The 19654-nt window shown below is 70.8% G+C and carries 21 protein-coding genes and 1 pseudogene; 8 read left to right on the plus strand and 14 right to left on the minus strand.

Annotation, left to right across the window (positions count from 1 at the left end):
- Positions 1-35 precede the first annotated feature (35 nt).
- Positions 36-422 carry an ATP-binding protein gene (locus QP090_RS22035; protein ID WP_285941018.1) on the minus strand — a complete coding sequence of 129 codons (387 nt, stop codon included), beginning with the start codon at positions 420-422 and terminating at the stop codon, positions 36-38.
- Between the two features lie 111 nt (positions 423-533).
- Here QP090_RS22035 and QP090_RS22040 point away from each other — a divergent pair, with 111 nt between their 5' ends.
- Complete coding sequence (locus QP090_RS22040; protein ID WP_285941019.1) at positions 534-1355, plus strand: DUF5753 domain-containing protein; 822 nt, start codon at positions 534-536, stop codon at positions 1353-1355.
- On the plus strand, positions 1339-1509 hold the full coding sequence (locus tag QP090_RS22045) for a DUF397 domain-containing protein (protein WP_285941020.1): 171 nt from the start codon (positions 1339-1341) through the stop codon (positions 1507-1509). Before QP090_RS22040 ends, QP090_RS22045 begins: the two co-directional genes overlap by 17 nt.
- Before the next feature lie 136 nt (positions 1510-1645).
- On the opposite strand, the gene QP090_RS22050 is transcribed toward QP090_RS22045, so the two are convergent.
- From QP090_RS22050 to QP090_RS22065, 4 genes are read right to left on the minus strand one after another with little or no spacing between them, the layout of a single operon-like run.
- Positions 1646-3055 carry an MFS transporter gene (locus QP090_RS22050; protein WP_285941021.1) on the minus strand — a complete coding sequence of 470 codons (1410 nt, stop codon included), beginning with the start codon at positions 3053-3055 and terminating at the stop codon, positions 1646-1648.
- Between the two features lie 10 nt (positions 3056-3065).
- The gene (locus tag QP090_RS22055; RefSeq protein ID WP_285941022.1) at positions 3066-3962 is read right to left on the minus strand and encodes an alpha/beta hydrolase; all 897 of its coding nucleotides are present in this window, start codon (positions 3960-3962) and stop codon (positions 3066-3068) included.
- 55 nt (positions 3963-4017) lie between these two features.
- Positions 4018-4695, minus strand: coding sequence for an SDR family oxidoreductase (locus QP090_RS22060; protein ID WP_285941023.1), 678 nt, complete (start codon positions 4693-4695; stop codon positions 4018-4020).
- A complete protein-coding gene (locus tag QP090_RS22065; protein WP_285941024.1) occupies positions 4692-5147 on the minus strand; it encodes a nuclear transport factor 2 family protein in 456 nt (151 codons plus the stop codon). Before QP090_RS22065 ends, QP090_RS22060 begins: the two co-directional genes overlap by 4 nt.
- Before the next feature lie 105 nt (positions 5148-5252).
- On the opposite strand from QP090_RS22065, the gene QP090_RS22070 reads away from it, so the two are divergent.
- Positions 5253-6185: a LysR family transcriptional regulator gene (locus QP090_RS22070; protein ID WP_285941025.1), complete on the plus strand. Its 933-nt coding sequence runs from the start codon at positions 5253-5255 to the stop codon at positions 6183-6185.
- A 322-nt stretch (positions 6186-6507) separates the two neighbouring features.
- Here the strand turns inward: QP090_RS22070 and QP090_RS22075 are convergent.
- Together QP090_RS22075 and QP090_RS22080 are read right to left on the minus strand one after the other, a co-directional pair.
- A pseudogene (locus tag QP090_RS22075) lies at positions 6508-7180 on the minus strand (response regulator).
- Positions 7177-8451 carry a sensor histidine kinase gene (locus QP090_RS22080; protein ID WP_285941026.1) on the minus strand — a complete coding sequence of 425 codons (1275 nt, stop codon included), beginning with the start codon at positions 8449-8451 and terminating at the stop codon, positions 7177-7179. The pseudogene QP090_RS22075 and the gene QP090_RS22080 overlap by 4 nt, the downstream one beginning before the upstream one ends.
- Positions 8452-8542: 91 nt before the next feature.
- Between QP090_RS22080 and QP090_RS22085 the strand changes: the two genes are divergently transcribed.
- From QP090_RS22085 to QP090_RS22095, 3 genes are all read left to right on the plus strand, one after another.
- Positions 8543-9217: an HAD family hydrolase gene (locus QP090_RS22085; RefSeq protein ID WP_285941027.1), complete on the plus strand. Its 675-nt coding sequence runs from the start codon at positions 8543-8545 to the stop codon at positions 9215-9217.
- Positions 9218-9318: 101 nt separating this feature from the next.
- Complete coding sequence (locus tag QP090_RS22090; RefSeq protein ID WP_432763065.1) at positions 9319-9657, plus strand: PadR family transcriptional regulator; 339 nt, start codon at positions 9319-9321, stop codon at positions 9655-9657.
- Positions 9654-10607, plus strand: coding sequence for an HAAS signaling domain-containing protein (locus tag QP090_RS22095; RefSeq protein WP_285941029.1), 954 nt, complete (start codon positions 9654-9656; stop codon positions 10605-10607). Before QP090_RS22090 ends, QP090_RS22095 begins: the two co-directional genes overlap by 4 nt.
- Here QP090_RS22095 and QP090_RS22100 read toward each other — a convergent pair.
- Complete coding sequence (locus tag QP090_RS22100; RefSeq protein WP_285941030.1) at positions 10579-11586, minus strand: helix-turn-helix transcriptional regulator; 1008 nt, start codon at positions 11584-11586, stop codon at positions 10579-10581. The two genes, QP090_RS22095 and QP090_RS22100, sit on opposite strands and share 29 nt — an antisense overlap.
- 88 nt (positions 11587-11674) lie before the next feature.
- Between QP090_RS22100 and QP090_RS22105 the strand changes: the two genes are divergently transcribed.
- Both QP090_RS22105 and QP090_RS22110 read left to right on the plus strand, forming a co-directional pair.
- Positions 11675-12811 carry an epoxide hydrolase family protein gene (locus QP090_RS22105; protein WP_285941031.1) on the plus strand — a complete coding sequence of 379 codons (1137 nt, stop codon included), beginning with the start codon at positions 11675-11677 and terminating at the stop codon, positions 12809-12811.
- Positions 12812-12907: 96 nt separating this feature from the next.
- Positions 12908-14416: a hypothetical protein gene (locus tag QP090_RS22110; RefSeq protein WP_285941032.1), complete on the plus strand. Its 1509-nt coding sequence runs from the start codon at positions 12908-12910 to the stop codon at positions 14414-14416.
- A gap of 469 nt (positions 14417-14885) precedes the next feature.
- On the opposite strand, the gene QP090_RS22115 is transcribed toward QP090_RS22110, so the two are convergent.
- The 6 genes from QP090_RS22115 to QP090_RS22140 form a co-directional block, all read right to left on the minus strand.
- Positions 14886-15611, minus strand: coding sequence for a hypothetical protein (locus QP090_RS22115; RefSeq protein WP_285941033.1), 726 nt, complete (start codon positions 15609-15611; stop codon positions 14886-14888).
- 196 nt (positions 15612-15807) lie between these two features.
- Entirely contained in the window at positions 15808-16209 is a 402-nt protein-coding gene (locus QP090_RS22120; RefSeq protein ID WP_285941034.1) for an arsenate reductase ArsC, read from the minus strand.
- Positions 16206-16838, minus strand: a complete 633-nt coding sequence (locus tag QP090_RS22125) for an arsenate reductase/protein-tyrosine-phosphatase family protein (RefSeq protein WP_349666506.1) — start codon at positions 16836-16838, stop codon at positions 16206-16208. The genes QP090_RS22120 and QP090_RS22125 overlap by 4 nt, the downstream gene beginning before the upstream one ends.
- Before the next feature lie 92 nt (positions 16839-16930).
- Positions 16931-17938, minus strand: a complete 1008-nt coding sequence (gene arsB, locus QP090_RS22130; RefSeq protein ID WP_285941400.1) for an ACR3 family arsenite efflux transporter — start codon at positions 17936-17938, stop codon at positions 16931-16933.
- A 59-nt stretch (positions 17939-17997) separates the two neighbouring features.
- A complete protein-coding gene (locus QP090_RS22135) occupies positions 17998-18312 on the minus strand; it encodes an ArsR/SmtB family transcription factor (RefSeq protein ID WP_285941036.1) in 315 nt (104 codons plus the stop codon).
- 76 nt (positions 18313-18388) lie between these two features.
- Positions 18389-19654: an MFS transporter gene (locus QP090_RS22140; RefSeq protein WP_285941037.1), complete on the minus strand. Its 1266-nt coding sequence runs from the start codon at positions 19652-19654 to the stop codon at positions 18389-18391.

The raw sequence follows: 19654 nt of genomic DNA on the forward strand, positions 1-19654 counted from the left end.
CGCCCGGCGCCGCGCTCCAAGCACGTCGTGACCGGTCATACCGCGACCGGATCCAGTACCGCGTACACGACCTTCCCGCCCTCCGCGAGCGGACGCGTCCCCCAACGCAGCACGAGCGTCTCCATCAGCAGCAGCCCCCGCCCCGATTCCGCCGCCGGCCCCGGCTCGCGGACGACCGGCAGCGCGTCGGAGCGATCCCACGCCTCGAGCACGGGCAGCCCGTCCAGCCGATAGGCGCGCACGATCACCGAATCGCCCTCGCCCGACCCGTGCTTGATCGAATTGGTCGCCAGCTCGCTCACCACGACCCGGGCGACATGATCGTCCAGCCCCCATCCGCCGAATACGAGCCCGACAAAGTCCCTCACCTGCTTCACCGCCTGCGAATGCGCCTTGATCACAATGGTCGCGGGTTCGCACATTCTTGATCACCTCGAAATGTCTGTGAACCACAACACAGAGTGATCCGAGAGGCATAAAGTGGCGCACGTACAAGCGACACCCGGAACAAGCCGGAACGAGGATGATCAATTATGGCCACCAACCCGTCCCCCAATCCGAAGACGAGCATGTGGGACTTCATCGCCTTCTACCTGCGGTTTCAGCGCAACCACCGAGGCCTGTCCGGTGAATCACTCGGACAAATGATCAACGCAAGCAAGGCCACGGTTTCACGCCTTGAGAACAACGTCGAACGCCTCGACGGAACCCGAGCCGCGGTCATCGACAAGCGCTGGAAGACCGGCGGGCTGTTCAGCCTTCTTGTCTGGTATGCCTCCATCGGACACGACCCACAATGGTATGGCCAGTACGTCGATTTCGAGCAACGAGCCCGGATGATCCGAATCTTCGAGCCGCTCCTCGTGCCTGGGCTCTTCCAGACCGAGGAGTACGCATGGGCACTGCTCGCCGCTGGAGGCGAGCCGAACCCCGAGCAAGTCCTCACCGAGCGGATGCAACGGAAGACAGTCCTTGACCGAGCATTCGTCACCGCGATCCTCAGCGAGGCCGTCCTCTCCTGGCCGGTAGGCAGCCCCCAGATCATGCGCGCCCAGCACGAGCAACTTCTTGAGCTGTCAGAGCGTCCGAACGTGACGATCCACGTCGTGCCGCGGTCCTTCGACACCGGCGCCTACAGAGGCCTTGACGGAGCGATGAAGCTCCTCACTGGGCCTGGCTTCGGGGAACTGGCATACACCGAGTCGTTGGGCAGTGGGCGGCTTGTATCGTCCCCTGAGGACGTAAGCGAATTTGGGATCATTTATGCCCGGATCAGCGCTAAGGCGCTGCCCGAGGTTCCATCCAGGAACCTCATCAAGAAGTCGATGGAGGCATTTAGTGACGACCTGGCGTAAGTCCAGCCACAGCGGCACCACGCAGAGCGACTGTGTGGAGGTGGCGGCTCTGCCCGATGGCGTGGGCGTCCGGGACTCCAAGAACCCGCACGGCCCCACCCTCCTCCTCGACCGGAGCGCCTTCCGCACGCTCGTGACCGACCTCAAGCGTTAGCCCCCGCACAGTGGAGAGCCCTGGCCTGGCAGCCAGGGCTCTCCTTTCGTTCCCGACAGCTTGTGGGCGCGGATCGAGCCGTTCCCGGACAGCGAGTCCGAGCGCCCTCTGAGTTTCCGGTGAGGGTTCGGCCGCCTCACAGACCCGCGGGCCGTGTGGTGCGAATGAGCGTGAGCGTTGCGACGCTGGTGGCCAGGAGTGCGGCGGTGGCGATGACGGCGCTGGTGTGCAGTCCGGTCAGGAAGGTCGCGTCGCCTTCTCCGGCGATGAGTGCGCCGAAGAGGGCCACGCCGAGGGCTCCGCCGGTCTGGCGGGCGCAGCTGAGCACTCCGGAGGCGGTCCCGGCTCGGTCGGCGCTGATGGCCTGGAGGAGGGTGGAGGTCAGGGGCGGGACCGACAGCCCGCCGCCGATGCCGATGGGGATCAACAGGGTCAGCAGGATCGTGGTGGAGGTGTGCGGTCCCACACCGATCAGGGCGAGGTATCCGATGACCTGGAGGAGTTGGCCACCGACCAGGGGAAGCCGCGGGCCGTACCGGGCGGTGAGTCTTCCGGCGGTCAGATTGGCAACGGTGATCAGCGCGGTCATGGGGATGAACATGAGCCCGGCGGTGAGTACGGATCGGCCTTGGATCTGCTGGAAGTACAGGCTCATGACGAAGATCAGCCCGTAGTTGGTCAGGTTCAGGACCAGGCCGGTGACAGCGGTGACCGATACGGCCCGGGACCGGAACAGGCCGAGCGGGACCATCGGGTTCTTCGTCCGGGCCTCGATGAGGACGAAGGCGGCGGCGGCCAGCACGAATCCGGCCAGTGCCGCCGCCACCACGGGCGAGGTCCAGCCGTACTGACCGGCCTCGATCACCGCGAAGGTGAGCGCCACCAGGGCGGTCACCGCGGCGATCTGCCCGGCGGGGTCGAGCGGGACGGGCCTGGGGCTGGATCGTGGCGCGCGGGTGAGCGTCATCAGCGCCGCCGCACCTGCGGGGATGTTGATGAAGAAGATGGTCCGCCAGCCGAGCCCGCTGGTGAGCACGCCGCCGAAGACCGGACCGGCGGCGACGGCCGCGCCGCCGGCCGCCGTCCAGGTCGCGATCGCCCTCGCGCGGGCGGTGTCCTGCTGGTAGGCCTGGCGGATCAGCGCCAGGGACGCGGGCATCATGAGAGCCGCCGCGGCCCCTTGGACCACCCGGGCCGCCAGCAGGGCCGGCAGGGTGGGGGCGAGTCCGCATCCCGCGGAGGCGAGAGTGAAGACGGTGAGTCCGGCGGCGAAGCAGCGGGATGCGCCGAGGCGGTCGGAGAGCGCGCCCGCCGACAGCAGGAGCGCGGCGAAGGCGAGGGTGTAACCGCCGACCACCCATTGGAGGCCGGTGATGCCGCCGCCGAACTGCCGGCCGATGGTCGGCAGCGCGACGTTCACCACGGACGCATCCAGGGTGATCATGAAGAAGCCGAGTGCGGCCGCCAGCAGCGTCATACCGGCCCGGGGAGTCGGGGAGGAGATGGTGTCGGAGGCCGCGAGTCGGCTCGGAGTGCCAGTGGTCATGGTTCCCGGTTCAGAGTGTCGAGGCGAAGTGCGCGGCAACGGCGTCCACTGCCGCTTTCACCGCGGGTTCTCGGTCGTAGAAGTCGAACTGTTCGCCGGTGGTCCAGATGATCTGCTTGGCGCCGGCCAGGTCGGCGTGGAAGCGCCGGGCACCGTCGGGAACGGCGGCATCCTCGCTGTGGACCAGGAGCGTGGGCGTCTGGATCTCGGGGGCGACGGCGATGGGGTCGAAGGCGAGCCAGCCCGGCCAGGCCATGATCGCGAACCGGTTGCCCCACTGCGGGATGGCCCCGCGGTCACAGTCGAGGTAGTAGTCGAACGGGCCGTACATGGCGGCACCGGGGTCGGTGGCGCTGACGGCGGGGACGTACTCGACCTGCCCGGTCTCTCGCCACAGTGTGGTGGCCCGCTCGCCCGCCTCGATCCGCTGCCTCACCCCTTCGGGGCCTCCGTAGATCGCTTGGACGAGATCGGCGTCATGCAGCCAAGGCGCGATCAGGGCCATGGAGCGGACGCGGGCGTCGGTGGCCGCGTTCACGGCGGTGTAGCCGCTGCTGGCGCACACGGCCAGAGCACCGATCCTGCCGGAGTCGGCGAGCGGGTAGGAGGCCAGGAAGGTGACCGCGTTGTGGATATCGCGGATCTTCAACTCGGGGGATTCGTAGTCGCGCGGCTCGCCCTCGCTGTCCCCATAGCCGCGAAAGTCGAAGGTCAATGCCAGATATCCCTGTTCCGCCAGGTGCCGCGCGTACAGGTTGGACATCTGCTGGCGGACGGTGGTCCAGGAACCGGTCACCACGACGGCCGGCAGACGGGCCCCGTCCGCGGCGTCGGCGGGGAGGAACACCTCGCCGGTGAGGGTCGCGCCTTCACTGGGAATCGTCACAGTCCGGGTACGGACAGTCATCACTACTCCGTGTTCAAAGCTGAGGTGGGACCGAGGTGGGGATGGGCTGGTGCCCTTACCAGGGCAAGGGGCGGCCGTCGCGGAAGAAGCCTCCGGTGGGGCCATGGTCGGGCAGGGTGGCGGCCCAGACGACGCTGGCCGCGCCGTCGGCGACGGGACGGCCGCCGGGACCTCCCATATCGGTGGCGACCCATCCGGGACAGACGGCGTTGACCAGGATCTTTTCGGCGCGCAGTTCGGCGGCGAGCATTCTGGTGAGGGCGTTGAGGGCGACCTTGGAGGCGTTGTAGGCGGGAGTGCCGCCACCCATGTTGGTCAGCGAGGCCACCTCGCTCGACACGTTGACGATCCTGGCGTGGGCGCTCTTGCACAGCAGCGGCAGCAGGGCCTGCACCAGGCGCCAGGGGCCGTAGAGGTTGGTCTCGGCCGCCTGGCCCACGACTCGCAGGTCGGCGGTTGCGGCCCGCTGCCAGGTGTCGTAGGTGACGGCGGCATTGTTGACCAGCACGTCCAGCCGACCGAACCGTTCGGCGACCTCCCGCGCCACCGTCGAGACGTCGTCGGAGGTGACGTCCAGCCGTAGCGGATGCACCGTCGGGCCGAGCCTGCCCGCCGCGGCCGTGGCCGCCTCAAGGGAGCGGGCGGTGAGCAGGACGGTGTGGCCGAGGGCGGCGAGTTGCCCGCAGACCTCCAGGCCGATGCCGCGGTTGGCGCCGGTGACCAGCGAGATCATCGCTTGTCGGCGGCCAGGGCCATGAGGTCCTTGTTGCCGTCGGCCCAGGTCGCGGTCATCACCACACCGCTGATCCGCCAGCCCTCATCGGCACGGAGCAGGTCGAAGCGGTAGGTGCCGCCCAGCGTCCACAGTGGTGAACCGAACGGGTTCGCCAGCCGGTGCGTGGCCTGGAAGGAGGCGGTGCAGACCGCGGTATCGCCTTCGACGGTCACCAGGTGGTTGGTGATCAGGTGCTGGGTGGCGTCGAAAGCGCCCAGCAGTCCGGACCAGGCGTCGACGATCTGGTCGGGGGTCAGTTCGGCCGCTTCGCCGCCGTTCAGACTGGTGTAGTCCAGCGTCACCTTGTCCGCGAACACGCCGGTGAGCCTGTCCCACTCGCGCTGGTCGGTGTGCCAGCCCATCCGTGTGCAGGTCTCGGTGATCGCAAGACGGTCTTCGGTCAGGCTCATGGTTCACTCCTCGTCATCGTCGTTCCGTCCGTGCAGGTCGGACATAAGTGATCATCAGCCGAGACGGTGCGGCACGTCCAATACCTGCTGTGATAGCCATGCGTTATGGATGCGCACCTTCGTGACCTGCGATACTTCGTCGCCGTTGCCGAGGAGCTCAGCTTCACCCGGGCCGCCGAGCGGCTGTTCGTCTCCCAGCCCGCGCTCAGCAAGCAGATCAAGCAGCTGGAGGATCAGCTGCGGGTGAAGCTGTTCGATCGGGACCGGCGTTCGGTGACGCTCACCGCGCCCGGGCAGGCCCTACTCACCGCCGCGCGGGAGATGGTCCGTTCCTGGGACGAGACCCAGCGGGCGGTGAGCGACGCCGCCGCCGCCCAAGCGGCCCTGCTCACCGTCGGACTGTCCACCAGCCTGGGTAGGGGCCTGCTGCCGCCCCTGCGGGCGCGCTTCGCTGAACGACGCCCGAACTGGCGGCTCCGGATACGTCAGATCAACTGGGACGATGCCACCGCCGGGCTGGCGAGCGGTGACGTCGACGTGGCGTTCGTCTGGCTCCCGATCCCGAACCAGGACGCCCTCAACACCCGGGTGGTGGCCCGCGAACCGCGGTGGGTCGCCTTCCGCGACGACCATCGGCTCGCCGCGTGCGAGGAGGTGGACTTCACCGAACTCCTCGATGAGCCGTTCCTCGCACTCCCCGACAGCGCGGGAACGCTCCGCGACTTCTGGCTCGCCCTCGACCACCGCGGCGGCCATCCGGTCCGGATCGGCGCCACCGTCTCCAACGCCGACGAGACCTTCACCGCCGTCGAGGAAGGCAGCGGCATCGTGCTGCTCTCCTCCGGTAACGCCGCCGTCTACCGGCGACCTGGAGTCCACTCCATTCCCGTCACTGGTCTGTCCCCCAGCGAACTCGCCCTCGCCTGGCGTCCCGACGACCACCGCACCGTCATCCGCGACTTCATCGACGCCCTCCGCACTCCGCCACCGGCCCCGTACGGCGAACCGGTGAGCGTCGACCCGACCCCCGCTCGGTGATGCCGCCGATCCGCCGCGGGCAGGGCATCCGGGCCGGGCCGGCCGAACCCGTGTGGTGCAGGACCCGGCAACTCTTCGTGGGTGCTTCGGCGTCGTCCGATATCCAGCACCATCGTGCCCGTCTCGGCCACCATGAAGTCGACGCCGCAGACCGCGACGCCCGCGGTCAGGAACCACTCGCGCAGATCGGCGCGGCATCGGCGCGGACAACCGGATCGTCGTCGCCTCGGGAACGGACATAACGGTGCTGACCCCCGACGCCGCGCCGTCCTGCCCCCCCCGAGCACCTGACGTCGGTACTGCGTGGTCGCCTGCGACCCGCTCAGCGGGGCGACGCGACCAGGCCCGTCTCGTAGGCGAGGATGACGAGCTGCACCCGGTCGCGGGCGCCCAGCTTGGTGAGCAGCCGCGTCACGTACGTCTTGACGGTGGACATGCTGATGACCAGCTCGGCGGCGATCTCGGTGTTGGACAGGCCGCGTCCGACCAGGGTGAGGACATCGCGCTCCCGGTCGGTGATGCCGCCGATCCGCCGCGCGGCGGCGGCGGGCACGGCGGCGGGCTCGGGGCGTCCGGCGAACTCGGCGACCAGGCGGCGGGTGACGCTCGGCGCGATCAGGGCGTCCCCGGCGGCGACCACCCGGATCGCGGCCAGGATGTCGTCCAGCGCCATGTCCTTGACCAGGAAGCCGGAGGCGCCCGCCCGCCCGCAGCGCGGCGTAGACGTGGTCGTCGTCGTCGAACGTGGTCAGCACGACCACGCGCGCCCCGTCCGGGCCCGCGGTGATCAGGCGGGTGGCCTCGATGCCGTCCATACCGGGCATCCGGATGTCCATCACCACCACGTCGGGGCACAGCTCCCCGGCCAGCTCGACCGCCTCAGCGCCGGTGCCGGCCTCCCCGGCGACCTCGACGTCGGACGTGCCGGAGATGACCATCTCCAGGGCGGCCCGCACCAGCGGCTGGTCGTCGACCAGCACCACGCGGACGGTCATCGCGCTCCTCCCGCCACGGGCAGCCGGGCCGCGACCCGGAAGCCGCCGTCCGGCCGGGGTCCGGCGTCGAAGTCCCCGTGCAGCAGCGAGGCCCGCTCGCGCAGGCCCGCGAGGCCGTGGCCGCCGCCCGGGGCGGTGCCGTGGCCGCGGCCCCGATCGGTGATCACGACGGCGACCTCGTCGTCCTTCCGGCAGTCGACGGACACCTCGCAGGAGGTGACACCGGCGTGCCGCACCACGTTGGTGATCGACTCCTGGATGACGCGGAAGGCGGCCAGGTCGACCTCCGGCGGAAGCGGGCGCCGCTCGCCCTCCCACCGGACGTCGACCAGCACGCCCGCCGCCGTCGTCGCGGCGGCCAGCCGGTCCAGGTCGGCCAGGCCGTGCGGCCGGGCGGTCTCCGCGCTCGCGTCCTGATCGGCCTGGCGCAGCGCGCCGAGCATCCGCCGCAGTCCCGACAGCGTCTCCCGTCCGGCGGTCTCGATCTCGGCCAGCGCCTCGCGCGCCCGGTCCGGCCGGCGGTCGATGACGCGCCGGGCCGCACCGGCCTGGAGGGCGACGATGCCCATGCTGTGCGCCACCGTGTCGTGCATCTCCCGGGCGATCCGCAGCCGTTCGGCGGTGACCGCCTGGGCCGCGGCCTGAGCGCTCAGCATCTCGGTGTGCTCGCGGGACCGGCGCACCGACCGGCCCACCAGCCAGGCGATGACGGCGACCAGGACGCCCGCGTCCGAGACACCGATGTGCGGCAGGCTGGTGGTCACCTGGAACTGCCCCACGACGAACCTGGTCCCCGGCGCCGGAGCGCCGTCGTACGTCGCGGTCGTCAGCCCCACGGTGTTGTCGGGCGTCATGCCCACATGCATGATCAGGACGACCAGCACCAGGGCCAGTGCGGCCCGTGCGGTCCGGGGCGGCTGGGCGGCCGTGACCAGGAAGAGCGCGACGTCGACCGCCAGGAGCGCGGTCAGCGGGAGCTGCACGTTCATGTGCGCCGCGTCCGTCACCCCGATCGTGGCGACCATCAGCAGGGCGATCGACGGCAGCGGCCACCGGCGCAGCAGGGCGGCGGCGGCGAACGCGACGGCGGACGCGACGGCGACGAGCGGCCAGTCGGTCTGCCCGGTGGCGCCGCTCGTGCGGAAGGCGGGACGGTCGGGATTCTGACCGATGACGAGCACGGGGTAGGCGACCGACACGCACCAGGCCAGGGCCGTCCACGCGCCCGGCGGCACGCGCTTCAGCAGAGGCAGGGGCGGCGTCACGGACATGTGCTGATGGTAGCCAGGCACCCCCACCTGGGGCATCGGACCCCGGGTGTACGACCAGGGTCGACAGGTCCCATTGGATTAGGCTTGAGAAGTGATCGAGGCCGTGCTGTGGGACGTCGATGACACGCTCTTCGATTTCTCCGGCTCGGATCGGCTGGCGCTGCTGCGGCACTTCGAGGCCGAGGGCCTTTCGGCCGGTGAGACCGCACTCGGGCACTGGCGGCAGGCGACCAGGACCGCGTACGGACGCTTGGCGGCCGGGGAGCTCACCTATGCGGAGTACCAGCGGGAACGGGTCCGCGGATTCACCGGGCAGGCGCTGAGCGGGGCCGAAGCGGACGCGTGGTTCGGGCGGTACACCGCGTTGTTCGAGGCGGCGTGGACGGTGTTCCCCGATGTGCCCGCGACGCTTGAGGCACTCCCCTACCGGCAGGGAATCCTGTCCAATTCCAGTACCGGGCACCAAGAGCGGAGAATGGCGGTCCTGGGGCTGCGCCATCACTTCGAAGTGCTGCTGTGCTCGGACATGCTCCGCTGCGCGAAGCCCGACCCGGCGGCGTTCCTGGCGGGATGCGCCGCGCTCGGCCTGCCGCCCGCCGCCGTCGCCTATGTGGGCGACCGGCTGGACGTGGACGCGGTCGGCGCGCATGAGGCGGGTCTCGTCGGCATCTGGCTCGACCGCGGACGCACGGCGGTCCGGGTACCGGACGGCGTGCACCGCATTCCGGACCTCGGTGAACTTCCCCGGCTGCTGACCTCCTTGTGAGCTGAGGCGCCCGCCGCATCCGACCTCCACCCGGGGTGATCTGTCCCCGCACTCTAGAGCGCACTGGACATTAGTGTGCGGCACACAGTAAAGTGCCGGACGTGACCTTAGAAGACCTGATCCTCAGCCAGGCCCAGGAGCTGCGGCGCGGCACGGTGGTCCTGGCCTGCCTGGCCCTCCTGGACGAGCCGCAGTACGGCTACGCGCTACTGGAGACGCTCAACGACGCCGGGGTCACCGTCGACGGCAACACGCTCTACCCGTTGCTGCGGCGGCTGGACAAGCAGGGCCTGCTCACCAGCGAGTGGAACACCGACGAGTCCCGGCCGCGGAAGTTCTACCGGGTCAGCCCGGAGGGCTCCCGGGTGCGCACCGGCCTGGTGCGCGAGTGGCAGGACCTCGTCGCCTCGATCGCACGACTCACCAAGGAAGCCCCATGAGCACGAACACGCTGACCGAGCGCTACGTCCACGAGGTCGCCCGGCGGATCCCGGCCGACCAGCGCGACGACGTCGCCGACGAGCTGCGCGCCACCATCGCCGACACCATCGAGGCGCGCGAGTCGTCCGACCCGGACGCGGCCGAGCGCGAGGTGCTCACCGAGATGGGCGACCCGTTCCGGCTCGCCGCCCGCTACGCCGACCGGCCGCTCTCGCTGATCGGCCCCTGGCTCTACCCGACCTACATCCGGCTGCTGACGGTCCTGCTGTCCACCGTCCTGCCGGTGATCGTCGTGCTGACCGTCGTGATCGACGTCCTCGACGGCAACGACGCCGGCTCGGTGATCGGCTCCGGCATCGCCGCGCTGCTCACCGTCGGGGCCCAGATGATCGCGTGGCTCACCGTGATGTTCGCCGTGATCGAACGGGTCCAGCACCGCGACGGGCCGGCCCGCGGCGCCGACAAGTGGACCCCCGACGACCTGCCCGAGCTGCGCGATCTGCCCAAGCCCGACAAGCAGGGCTTCATGGCCGGCGCGGCGGCAATATGGAACGCGTTCCTGCTCGTGCTGATCGTCTGGCAGCACACCGCCGAGCCGTACCGGACCGACGGCGGCGACCGGCTCCAGGTGCTCGACCCGGGCCTGTGGTCGGGCTGGATCTGGCCGATCCTCGCCGGCCTGGCCGCCCTGGTGGCGCTCGAACTGGTCCGGGTCGCCGCGCGCGGCTGGACCCGGCCGCTGGCCATCGGCTACGCCCTCGCCGAGGCGCTGTTCGCGCTGCCGCTGGCCTGGATCCTCTACCGGCACGAGTTCTTCGACCCGGACTTCCTGGCGGCCGTCAATGGCGACTGGACGACGCCGGACGCGTTCTACACGGTCGCGGCGCTGGGCGTGCTCGCGGTGAGCGCGCACGAGGCGGTCAAGCGGTTCCGCGAGGCGCGCCGCTGACCTCCGGCGGCTCCTCGAAGCGTCCGCCCGCGGCGCGGGAGACGCGCTCGGCGATCTCCCTCAGGTGCTCGACGAGCTCCGGCGGCCCGTGCACCTCGAAGGGGCAGCCGAGCCTGATCAGGCGGTCCGCGAGCCAGGGCAGGGTGTCGACGTGGCCGCGCAGGCGGGAGGTGTGCTCGTCGACCGGCTCGATCTGGTCGGCCCTGGCGTCCAGCCGGGCGCGGGCGTCGGCGGCCGGAAGCCGCAGGGTCGCGTCGACCTCGTAGCTGGGGACCATCGCGTACATCTTCTTCTTGACGAAGGCGGCGGCGTCGGCCTCCGGGAGCTCGCGGGGCCGGAAGCGCTGCCCGGTCGGGTGCGGCTCGCGGATCCGGTCGACCCGGAAGATGCGCCAGTCGTCGCGGTCGATGTCGTGGGCGACCAGGTACCAGCGGCGGCCCGCGGGGACGAGGCTGTGCGGCTCCACCAGGCGCCTGGCCTCGTCCCCCGCCCCGGTCCGGTAGGCGAAGCGCAGCCGCTCCCGGCCCGCGGCGGTGGACGCCAGGACGGACAGGAGCCCGGGATCGACGACGGGCCCGTCCGGGCCGGTGAGCGGGACGGTCACGCTGGTCAGCGCACCGACCCGGTGCCGGAGCCGGGACGGCAGCACCTGCTCCAGCTTGGCCAGCGCGCGGACGGACGCCTCCCCGATCCCCTCGACGGGCTGCCCGGCTGCGGTGCGCAGGCCGACCGCCATCGCGACCGCCTCCTCGTCGTCCAGCAGCAGCGGCGGCATCGCGGTGCCCGCGACCAGCCGGTAGCCGCCCGCCGGGCCCATCGCCGCCTCGACCGGATAGCCCAGGTCGCGGAGGCGCTCGATGTCGCGGCGGATGGTGCGGGTGGTGACCTCCAGACGCTCGCCGAGCTCGGTGCCCGACCACTCGCGCGGCGTCTGGAGGAGGGACAGCAACCTGAGGAGCCGCGCCGAAGTCTCTGCCATGACTCCAGGATCCCGTTTATATAGGACAGAAAATGCCCTACACGGCCGACAGAGTCGTCCCTGTCGCCGAATCCCCTTGGAGGAGCACATGAACGCCCCGATCCGCCCGTTCACGATCGACGTCCCGCAGGCCGACCTGGACGACCTCAAGGACCGTCTCGTCCGGGCCCGGTGGCCCCGGCAGCTCCCCGGAGAGGGCTGGAGCCGCGGCGTGCCGGTGTCGTACCTGAAGGACCTGGCCGAGTACTGGGGCACCGGGTTCGACTGGCGCGCACAGGAGGCCGCGCTGAACGAGTTCCCGCAGTTCGTGACCGAGATCGACGGGCACGACGTGCACTTCCTGCACGTCCGCTCGCCCGAGCCCGGCGCGCTGCCGCTGATCCTCACGCACGGCTGGCCGAACTCGTTCGTGGAGTTCGCCCGCATGATCGGCCCGCTGACCGATCCGCGGGCGCACGGCGGCGACCCGGAGCAGGCGTTCCATGTGGTGGTGCCGTCGATCCCGGGGTTCGGGTTCTCCGCGGCGCCGCGCGGCACGGGGTGGGACGCCGCGCGGGTGGCGCAGATGTGGGCGGAGCTGATGGGCCGCCTCGGGTACGGCCGGTACGGGGCCGAGGGCGGCGACTTCGGCGCCTACGTCGCGCCCGAGCTGGCGAAGGCCGCTCCGGACAGCGTGGTCGGCGTGTACGTCATCAGCGGGCTCGGCATGCCCAGCGAGAAGGACGTCCCCGACATGACGCCGGAGGAGTTCGCGCACTACGAGCTGATGCAGCAGTGGACGACCGGCGGGGTCGACCACCACGCCCTCCAGCGGTCGGCGCCGCAGACCTTCGCCTACGGCTGGAACGACTCCCCGGTCGCGGCGCTCGCGTGGATGATGCAGAAGTTCGAGGACTTCAACTCCACCGGGACGACGCCGGAGCAGGCGATCGACCGCGACCTGATCCTCACCAACGTGAGCCTCTACTGGTTCACCGGGACGTTCGGGTCGGCCGCGTGGCCCTACTACGAGAACACCGCCGAGTTCACCTGGCCGGCGGGGCAGCACGACGCGCCGACCGGCCTCTACAGCGGCCCGCCCGGGATCCGGCGGCTCGCCGAGCGCGACAGCACCATCGTCCACTGGCCGGAGGCCAACCCCGGCGGCCACCACTTCGTGGCGATGGAGGAGCCGGAGGCCGTCGCCGCCGACCTCCGGACGTTCTTCGGCCTCGTCCGCGACTGAGGTACGGGCGCGGCGGCCGGGACTCCGGACACGGTCGGTGAACGGATGATCCCGTTTTGGCCTCCCACTGTGGGAGGAACCGGCATAATCCCGCGAATGTCGATGCCGCTTCCGCTGAGATTCACGAGTGACGACGTCCAGGTGCTCATCGGGGCGGACGACGGTTTCGCGCCACTGCGCGCCTTCTTCCTGCACGACCTCGGCGCGGACCTCACCTCGATCGCCACCACCAAGACGCGGCTCGGCGGCGACCCGTTCACCCCCTGGGACGCGCTCTACCGGCGGCACCGGCTCGGCTACGACGGCTCGGCGGTGCGGGTCGAGCCGCTCGACGGCGGGACCGCGTGCGAGCTGCATCCGGCGACGTTCTCGGCGTGTCTGGAGGGCTATCTCGGCGAGCTCCAGGTCGTCCAGCACCGGCGGACGATGGAGCGGATCGAGCGCGAGGGGGCGGGCACCGCGCGGTTCACCCCGACCCGCGCGCTGCCGGTGTCGTTCCACACGGTGGCGCCCGGCCAGGTGCTGTGCCTGCCCGAGCCGGGGAACGAGATCCTCGCGGGCCTGTTCGGCGGCGGCGCGGAGATGACGATGACGGTGGGCTGGCTGCTGGCCGAGCTGGACGCGCCGGGCGCCCGGCCGGCCTGGCCGGGCCGGTTCTACCAGGTCGAGGTGGACGGGGACGTGGCCGCCGTCGAGGCGTTCGACGGCGCGCGGCAGACCCTCGACACCGAGACGTTCCGGCAGGCGCTGGCCTCGTACCAGCAGGCGCTCATCGACTCGCACCACGACGCCCGGCCCGCCGCCCCCGGCCCGGACGCGCAGGACGACCCGCCCGCCGAGCCCGCCGGGGACCCGGTCGCGCGCACGCTCGGCCTGGGCGGCTCGTCCCCGACGGCGATGGGCTGGGGGCTCGTCCGGACGGACCCGGCCATGCTGGCCGAGACGGCCGGGCTGAGCCCGCACTCGCGTTCCTGCGTGCCCCGAGGCGCCGCGGCCACCGGCACCGGCGCGTACTGGGCCGACCTCGCGGTGCCGGGCCCCGGCGCCGGACGGCCGCGCGGCGGCACCAAGACGTTCCTGCCGCCGCGCATCGGCGGGGCCGCGGCGATGGCCGCGATGACGCGGGCGCTGACGACGTCGGCGCGTCCGGTCGCCGGGATCCCGGGCGCGTGGAGCGGAATGATCGAGGACGTCCCGGTGCACGGCTACCTGGCCCGGGACCGGGCCGGGGCGCTCCCGGTCGCCGGGGACGAGGCGGGCGCCGTGGCGGCGACCGTCGAGGTCTTCTTCCCGGTGCTCTACGACACCGGCGTCGACCCGGAGGTGCTCGCCGCGTTCGCGCGGGACGTCGCCGGATGCCTGGCGCTGACCGGGCACGCGCACGTGCTGACCGCGTTCCTGCTGCACGACGTGCAGAGCCATCTGCATCACATCGAGGTCGTCCAGGCGGCCGGGCCGGGGTGGGAGCACAGCGGGAACGCCTGCCACCTGGTGCTCGGCGCGCGGACGGTGCGGCTGGAGCACCTCTGGCTGCGCGGCGACGCCTGCGAACTGCCGGCCGAGCAGTTCATGAGCCTGCTGGAGGCGTACGCCCACCAGTGCTAACTAACGCGGAACCTACAAGGATTGTAGGTTCCAGATGACCGTGCGCACCGACTCCTGGGGAAGCACCGGTTTCCGCGCAAGGTGAGCACAGCAGGTGTGTGGCCTCCGTGAGCATTCCTCGCCTGCTCAGTAGATGTTCGTCACGGTCAGTGACATCTTGGTGTCGTCTGCCGCTCTGGACGTTGCATCATCTGCGGCACTCGGCCTTGCAGCATCTGGCGGCCGCTGAGCTGCAGGCCAAGTCCCGTCACCAGCACCTGGCGAGCCTGGGCAGCTACGTTCGGCTCGGTGAGCAGACCTACGCTCGGGTCACCGCCGACGCCGATCCCGCTGCCCGTCGCCGCACCCTCTGATCTCGGGCCGCTCTTTCACACGGTCGGCGTGCTTACCACCGGGCCGGCGCCTGCACTGGGACTCGGTGCGCTGATGGCGTTGGCGGTCAACGCTTCGAAGTGGTGTTTGAGAGCGGTCATCTTCTCCAAGTACCGCGCCGCCATCTGTAGGTGGGTGTAGGCGGTGTTCTCGTCGACGTTGCGGCCGGTGGGGTGTCCGGCGTCGTTGGGGTGACGCGCAGCAGGTCGGCGACGGCATCCATCGTCAGGTTGTCGCCGAGGTCGTCGGGCAGCTTGGGGCGCAGTGGCTCCAGGCGCTTGCGCAGTTCCAGGAAGCGAGTGTGCTGGGACTGCTTGGGGTTGTTCAAGGCCTGTTTCAGCTTGTCGGCGGTGCCCCCCAGTTCGGGGACGGAGTCGAAGGCGGCGACCACACTGTTTGCCAGGCCGATGAAGACCTGCTCGGAGGCCACTCCCAGCATTACTGAACTGGCCAGAAAGCACCGGGCGTTGAACGCTCCCAGGGCTTCCTGGACGTAACGCAGGGCGACGGGGTCGAGGCCGGGGATCTGGTGGCGCAGCCGGGTCAGGTAGCCCTCGGGGTCGTAGGGCTCCCAGGGGCCGCCCGTGGCGGCGGCCCGGCCGCGTTCGGACAGCCTCCATCGCCAGTTGTCGGTGCTGGATCCCTGGCCGTTGGGGTCCAGGTAGATCAAACCGTCGGCGGTCATTCCCCACAGCACTTCCCATGCCTTGGTCATGCTGCCGCCGACCAGGGTTCGGACCGTCGAGGGCAGGTACGACTGGGCGAAGCGGGCGTCGATGCCGGGGGAGGCCAAAAGCTTCAGCACTTCGCTACGGACGTCCATAGATCGAGCGTAGGGAATGGCGGACTCCCTACGCAGCGCATTATCGCCCTGAGCAGGGCTACCGGCGCACAAATCGCTCAAGATCAGTGGCGAACCGGATCAACTTCCAGGCGGCCGCCGGATGCCGCGGCCGGGCGGCGCTCACGCCCGCGCCGGGCCTCAGTGGCAGGTCCCCTGGCGGTTGGCGGGTGAGGGGTCAGGCGGTGAGTTCGGAGGCGAGCTTTTCGATTCGGGTGCGGATCTGGTCGCGGATGGGGCGGACGGCGTCGACGCCTTGGCCGGCGGGGTCGTCGAGTTGCCAGTCGAGGTAGCGCTTGCCGGGGAAGACCGGGCAGGTGTCGCCGCAGCCCATGGTGATGACGACGTCGGAGGCTTGCACGGCGTCGGTGGTGAGGACTTTGGGGATCTCGGCGGAGATGTCGATGTCCTCTTCGGCCATCGCCTCCACCACGGCGTGGTTGATCTGGTCGGCGGGCTGCGATCCGGCGGAGCGGACTTCGATGGCGCCGCCCGCGAGGTGGGTCAGGTAGGCGGCGGCCATCTGGGAACGTCCGGCGTTGTGCACGCAGACGAAAAGGACACTGGGCTTGTCGGTCATCGGGTTCCCTCACTGGTGAGTGTGGTGAGCAGGTCGGTGACGAGGAGGTCGAGTTCGTCGCGGATGCGGCGCACCTCGGTGAGAGGGCGTCCAGTGGGGTCGAGGACGGCCCAGTCCAGGTAGCGGGTGTGCGGGACCACCGGGCAGGCGCCGCCGCAGCCCAGGGTGATGACCACGTCGGCGGCGGCGACCAGTTCGTCGGTGAGCGGCTTGGGGAACTCGGCGGACATGTCGACGCCGATCTCGTCCATGACCCGCACGATGGCCAGTTCCAGTTCGCCGGCGGGGTTGATCCCGGCCGAGCGGGCGTGCACCGTGCCGGAGCCGCGTGCCAGCGCCAGCGCGGCGGCCATCTGCGAGCGCCCCGCGTTGGCGTCGCAGACGAACAGCACTTCGGGGACTGGCGTGCCAAGGCGGCCCTCGGCTTGCGCGAGGGCGGTGAGGCGCTCGGTGGCAAGCCGTTCGGCCATCACCACCAGGTGGTCACGCACCCGGGACGAGGCGGCCAGTCGCTGGTAGGAGTCGATGACCAGCCGCCGGACGGTCTCGGCCGAGACCAAGCCGTGAAAGCGGTCGGCTAGCCGGGCTGTGATTCTGTCGAACACCGCCTGATCGGCTGCGGCATCCATCACGATCGCGACCCGTGGCCGGAGCCATCGTCACAGGTGTCGTTCGCCGGTGCAGCCGAGGGGGCGGCAGGACGCGGATAGCGGCGGCGCAGCTACAGCGAGACGTACACCAGGGCGACCAGGACGGGGACCTCGATGAGGGGGCCGACGATCCCGGACAGGGCTTGGCCGGAGGTGACGCCGAAGGTCCCGATGGCCACGGCGATGGCGAGTTCGAAGTTGTTGCCCGCCGCGGTGAATGCAAGGGTCGCGGTCCGCTCGTAGGGCAGGCGGACGGCGCGGCCAAGGGTGAACGAGCCGCCCCACAGCAGCGCGAAGTACACCAGCAGCGGCAGTGCGATGCGTGCGACGTCGGCGGGCTGGGAGGTGATCGTCTTTCCCTGGAGGGCGAACAGGATGACGATGGTGAACAGCAGGCTGTACAGGGCGACGGGCCCGATCCTGGGCAGGAAGCGGTCCTCGTACCAGGTGCGGCCTTTGGTCTTCTCGCCGATCCGCCGGGTCAGGTATCCGGCCAGCAGCGGGATGCCCAGGAACACCAGCACGTTGACGACGATCTTGCCTACGGAGAAGTCGACGTCGTCGGTGGCTAGGCCGAGCCAACCGGGCAGGATCTGCAGGTAGAACCAGCCGAGCGCGCCGAAGGCGATGACCTGGAAGACCGAGTTGAGGGCGACCAGGACGGCGGCGGCCTCACGGTCGCCGCAGGCCAGGTCGTTCCAGATGATGACCATCGCGATGCAGCGGGCCAGGCCCACGATGATGAGGCCGGTGCGGTACTCGGGCAGGTCGGGCAGGAAGATCCAGGCGAGCGCGAACATCACCGCGGGGCCGATGATCCAGTTGATCACCAGCGAGGAGACCATCAGGCGGCGGTCGCCGGTGACCGAATCGAGGCGGTCGTAGCGGACCTTGGCCAGCACCGGGTACATCATCACCAGCAGGCCGAGCGCGATCGGCAGCGAGATGCCGCCTGCCTCGACCTTGGACAGGGCGTCGTTCAGCCCGGGGATGGCCCGTCCCAGGCCGAGCCCGGCGACCATGGCGGCGATGATCCATACGGGCAGGAACCGGTCCAGGGTGGACAGCCCTGCCACCACGGCGGTCTGGCCGGGCCCGGTCCCGGCTAGGGGTGATCCGGCGGGGGTCTGGGTGTCGGTCACGTGCACGGCCTCTTTCGCTGCTGGGTCTGGACCTGGCGGGCGGCGTCGGCCAGGCCGGCCAGCTGGGCGGCCAGGGCGTCGATCGCCTCGGGGCGCAGCCGGTAGTAGGTGAAGCGGCCGCACGGCTCGGTGTCCACCAGCCCCGCCTTGCGCAGGGCGCGCAGGTGGTTGGAGATGTTGGTCTGTTTGGCGCCGGTCTCCTGGACCAGGTGGCAGTTGCACAGCGCCTCGCTCGCGAGCAGCGACACGATCTGCGCTCGGAGCGGGTCGGCCAGCAGCCGCAACACATCAGTCTCAACTGACATCATCATAGAATGATACATTAGCGGGCACTCCGCCCCGTTCGGCGCTGCGCCCGGCGGCAAGGTGAACGGGCGGGATGAGGCGTCAGCGGGGGACGCTGCCGGCGGCGGCCGCGGCGGCCGCCGCCGTGGTGGCGGCCAGAACAGCGAACAGGGCGGGGTAGCCGCCGAGGGCGGTGGCCAGGGCGGCGCCGGCGGCGGGGGCGATGGCTCCGGCGATGGTGACGGGGGCGGACAGGACGCCGGACAGGGAGCCGTAGGCGGCGGTGCCCCAGCGGTCGGAGACGGCGGTGGCCTGCAGCAGGGTGGCGATGCCGCGGGTGGTGCCAGCCAGCACGGCGACGGCGATGAGCAGCGGTATCGGGCCGGGCAGCACTGCCAGCGCGAGGGTGGTGGCGGCGGAGCCGAACAGGATCGCGATGGTGCGGGCGCGGACGCCGGTGCGGCGGGTCAGGGCGCCGTAGCCCAGGCGTCCGGCGACCTGGCCGACACCGCCGAGGCCGAGCGCCCAGGCGGCGATGCCGCTGGAGGCGCCGCGTGCGGTGAGCAGCGGAATGAGGTTGGTCAGCACGGCGTACATCGAGAACGCCGACAACGTCAGCGCGGTGGTCAGCAGCAGGAACGGGGCGCTGCGCACCACCGTGTTCACCGGGGTGTTCACCGGGTCGTTGCTCAGGTCGCCGCCGACGTCACCATCGCCCGCCCAGGGGGTGTCGTGCTCGAACGGCGGTGGCCATGGGCGGCGCAGCGCGAAGTAGTGCAGGGGGATGGTCACCGCGGCCAGGACGGCGGCCAGCACCAGGTAGACGGCCCGCCAGGACATCTGGGCGGCCAGGGCGCTGGTGAGGGGCGCGAAGAGGGTGCTGGCCAGGCCCGCGACGAGCGTGAGGGTGGTCAGGGCACTTAGGTGGCGCGGCGCGTAGTAGCGGGTGAGGGCGGCGAACGCGGGCTGGTAGAGCACCGCGGTCATCGCGGCCCCGGCCAGCAGCCACGCGGCCACGAACCAGCCCAGGTTCGGGGCGGCCGCCATCGCCAGGACGGCCAGGACGCCCAGCACCGAGCCGCCGGTCATCAGGCCGCGGGGGCCGTGCCGGTCCAGGGCGCGGCCGAGAGGGATACCGCCGAGGGCGGCCAGGACCAGCGCGGCGGAGAACGCCGCGGTGACGGTGCCGGTGGGCCAGCCGGTGTCGCGGCTGATGCCGGCGGCCAGGACCGGGAAGGCGTAGTAGAGCACGCCCCAGCTGGTGATCTCGGTGACGCACAGCGCGAGCAGCGGAACGCGGGAGGCGACACCGGCGCCGGCGGTGGGGTGGTCCGCCGCCGGCACCGGGATGGAGGATTCGCGGCTCAC

This window comes from Actinomadura xylanilytica, from assembly GCF_030283145.1.
GTDB classification, from domain to species: Bacteria; Actinomycetota; Actinomycetes; order Streptosporangiales; family Streptosporangiaceae; genus Spirillospora; species Spirillospora xylanilytica.

Excerpts from the sequence above, each read along its gene's own strand:
- QP090_RS22080 (WP_285941026.1), bottom strand. The coding sequence starts at position 8,451 with ATGTCCGTGACGCCGCCCCTGCCTCTGCTGAAGCGCGTGCCGCCGGGC.
- QP090_RS22040 (WP_285941019.1), top strand. The coding sequence starts at position 534 with ATGGCCACCAACCCGTCCCCCAATCCGAAGACGAGCATGTGGGACTTC.
- QP090_RS22070 (WP_285941025.1), top strand. The coding sequence starts at position 5,253 with ATGGATGCGCACCTTCGTGACCTGCGATACTTCGTCGCCGTTGCCGAG.
- QP090_RS22110 (WP_285941032.1), top strand. The coding sequence starts at position 12,908 with ATGTCGATGCCGCTTCCGCTGAGATTCACGAGTGACGACGTCCAGGTG.
- QP090_RS22115 (WP_285941033.1), bottom strand. The coding sequence starts at position 15,611 with ATGGACGTCCGTAGCGAAGTGCTGAAGCTTTTGGCCTCCCCCGGCATC.
- QP090_RS22120 (WP_285941034.1), bottom strand. The coding sequence starts at position 16,209 with ATGACCGACAAGCCCAGTGTCCTTTTCGTCTGCGTGCACAACGCCGGA.
- QP090_RS22055 (WP_285941022.1), bottom strand. The coding sequence starts at position 3,962 with ATGACTGTCCGTACCCGGACTGTGACGATTCCCAGTGAAGGCGCGACC.
- QP090_RS22135 (WP_285941036.1), bottom strand. The coding sequence starts at position 18,312 with ATGATGATGTCAGTTGAGACTGATGTGTTGCGGCTGCTGGCCGACCCG.
- QP090_RS22060 (WP_285941023.1), bottom strand. The coding sequence starts at position 4,695 with ATGATCTCGCTGGTCACCGGCGCCAACCGCGGCATCGGCCTGGAGGTC.
- QP090_RS22035 (WP_285941018.1), bottom strand. The coding sequence starts at position 422 with ATGTGCGAACCCGCGACCATTGTGATCAAGGCGCATTCGCAGGCGGTG.
- QP090_RS22065 (WP_285941024.1), bottom strand. The coding sequence starts at position 5,147 with ATGAGCCTGACCGAAGACCGTCTTGCGATCACCGAGACCTGCACACGG.
- QP090_RS22100 (WP_285941030.1), bottom strand. The coding sequence starts at position 11,586 with ATGGCAGAGACTTCGGCGCGGCTCCTCAGGTTGCTGTCCCTCCTCCAG.
- QP090_RS22105 (WP_285941031.1), top strand. The coding sequence starts at position 11,675 with ATGAACGCCCCGATCCGCCCGTTCACGATCGACGTCCCGCAGGCCGAC.
- QP090_RS22095 (WP_285941029.1), top strand. The coding sequence starts at position 9,654 with ATGAGCACGAACACGCTGACCGAGCGCTACGTCCACGAGGTCGCCCGG.
- QP090_RS22050 (WP_285941021.1), bottom strand. The coding sequence starts at position 3,055 with ATGACCACTGGCACTCCGAGCCGACTCGCGGCCTCCGACACCATCTCC.
- QP090_RS22125 (WP_349666506.1), bottom strand. The coding sequence starts at position 16,838 with ATGGATGCCGCAGCCGATCAGGCGGTGTTCGACAGAATCACAGCCCGG.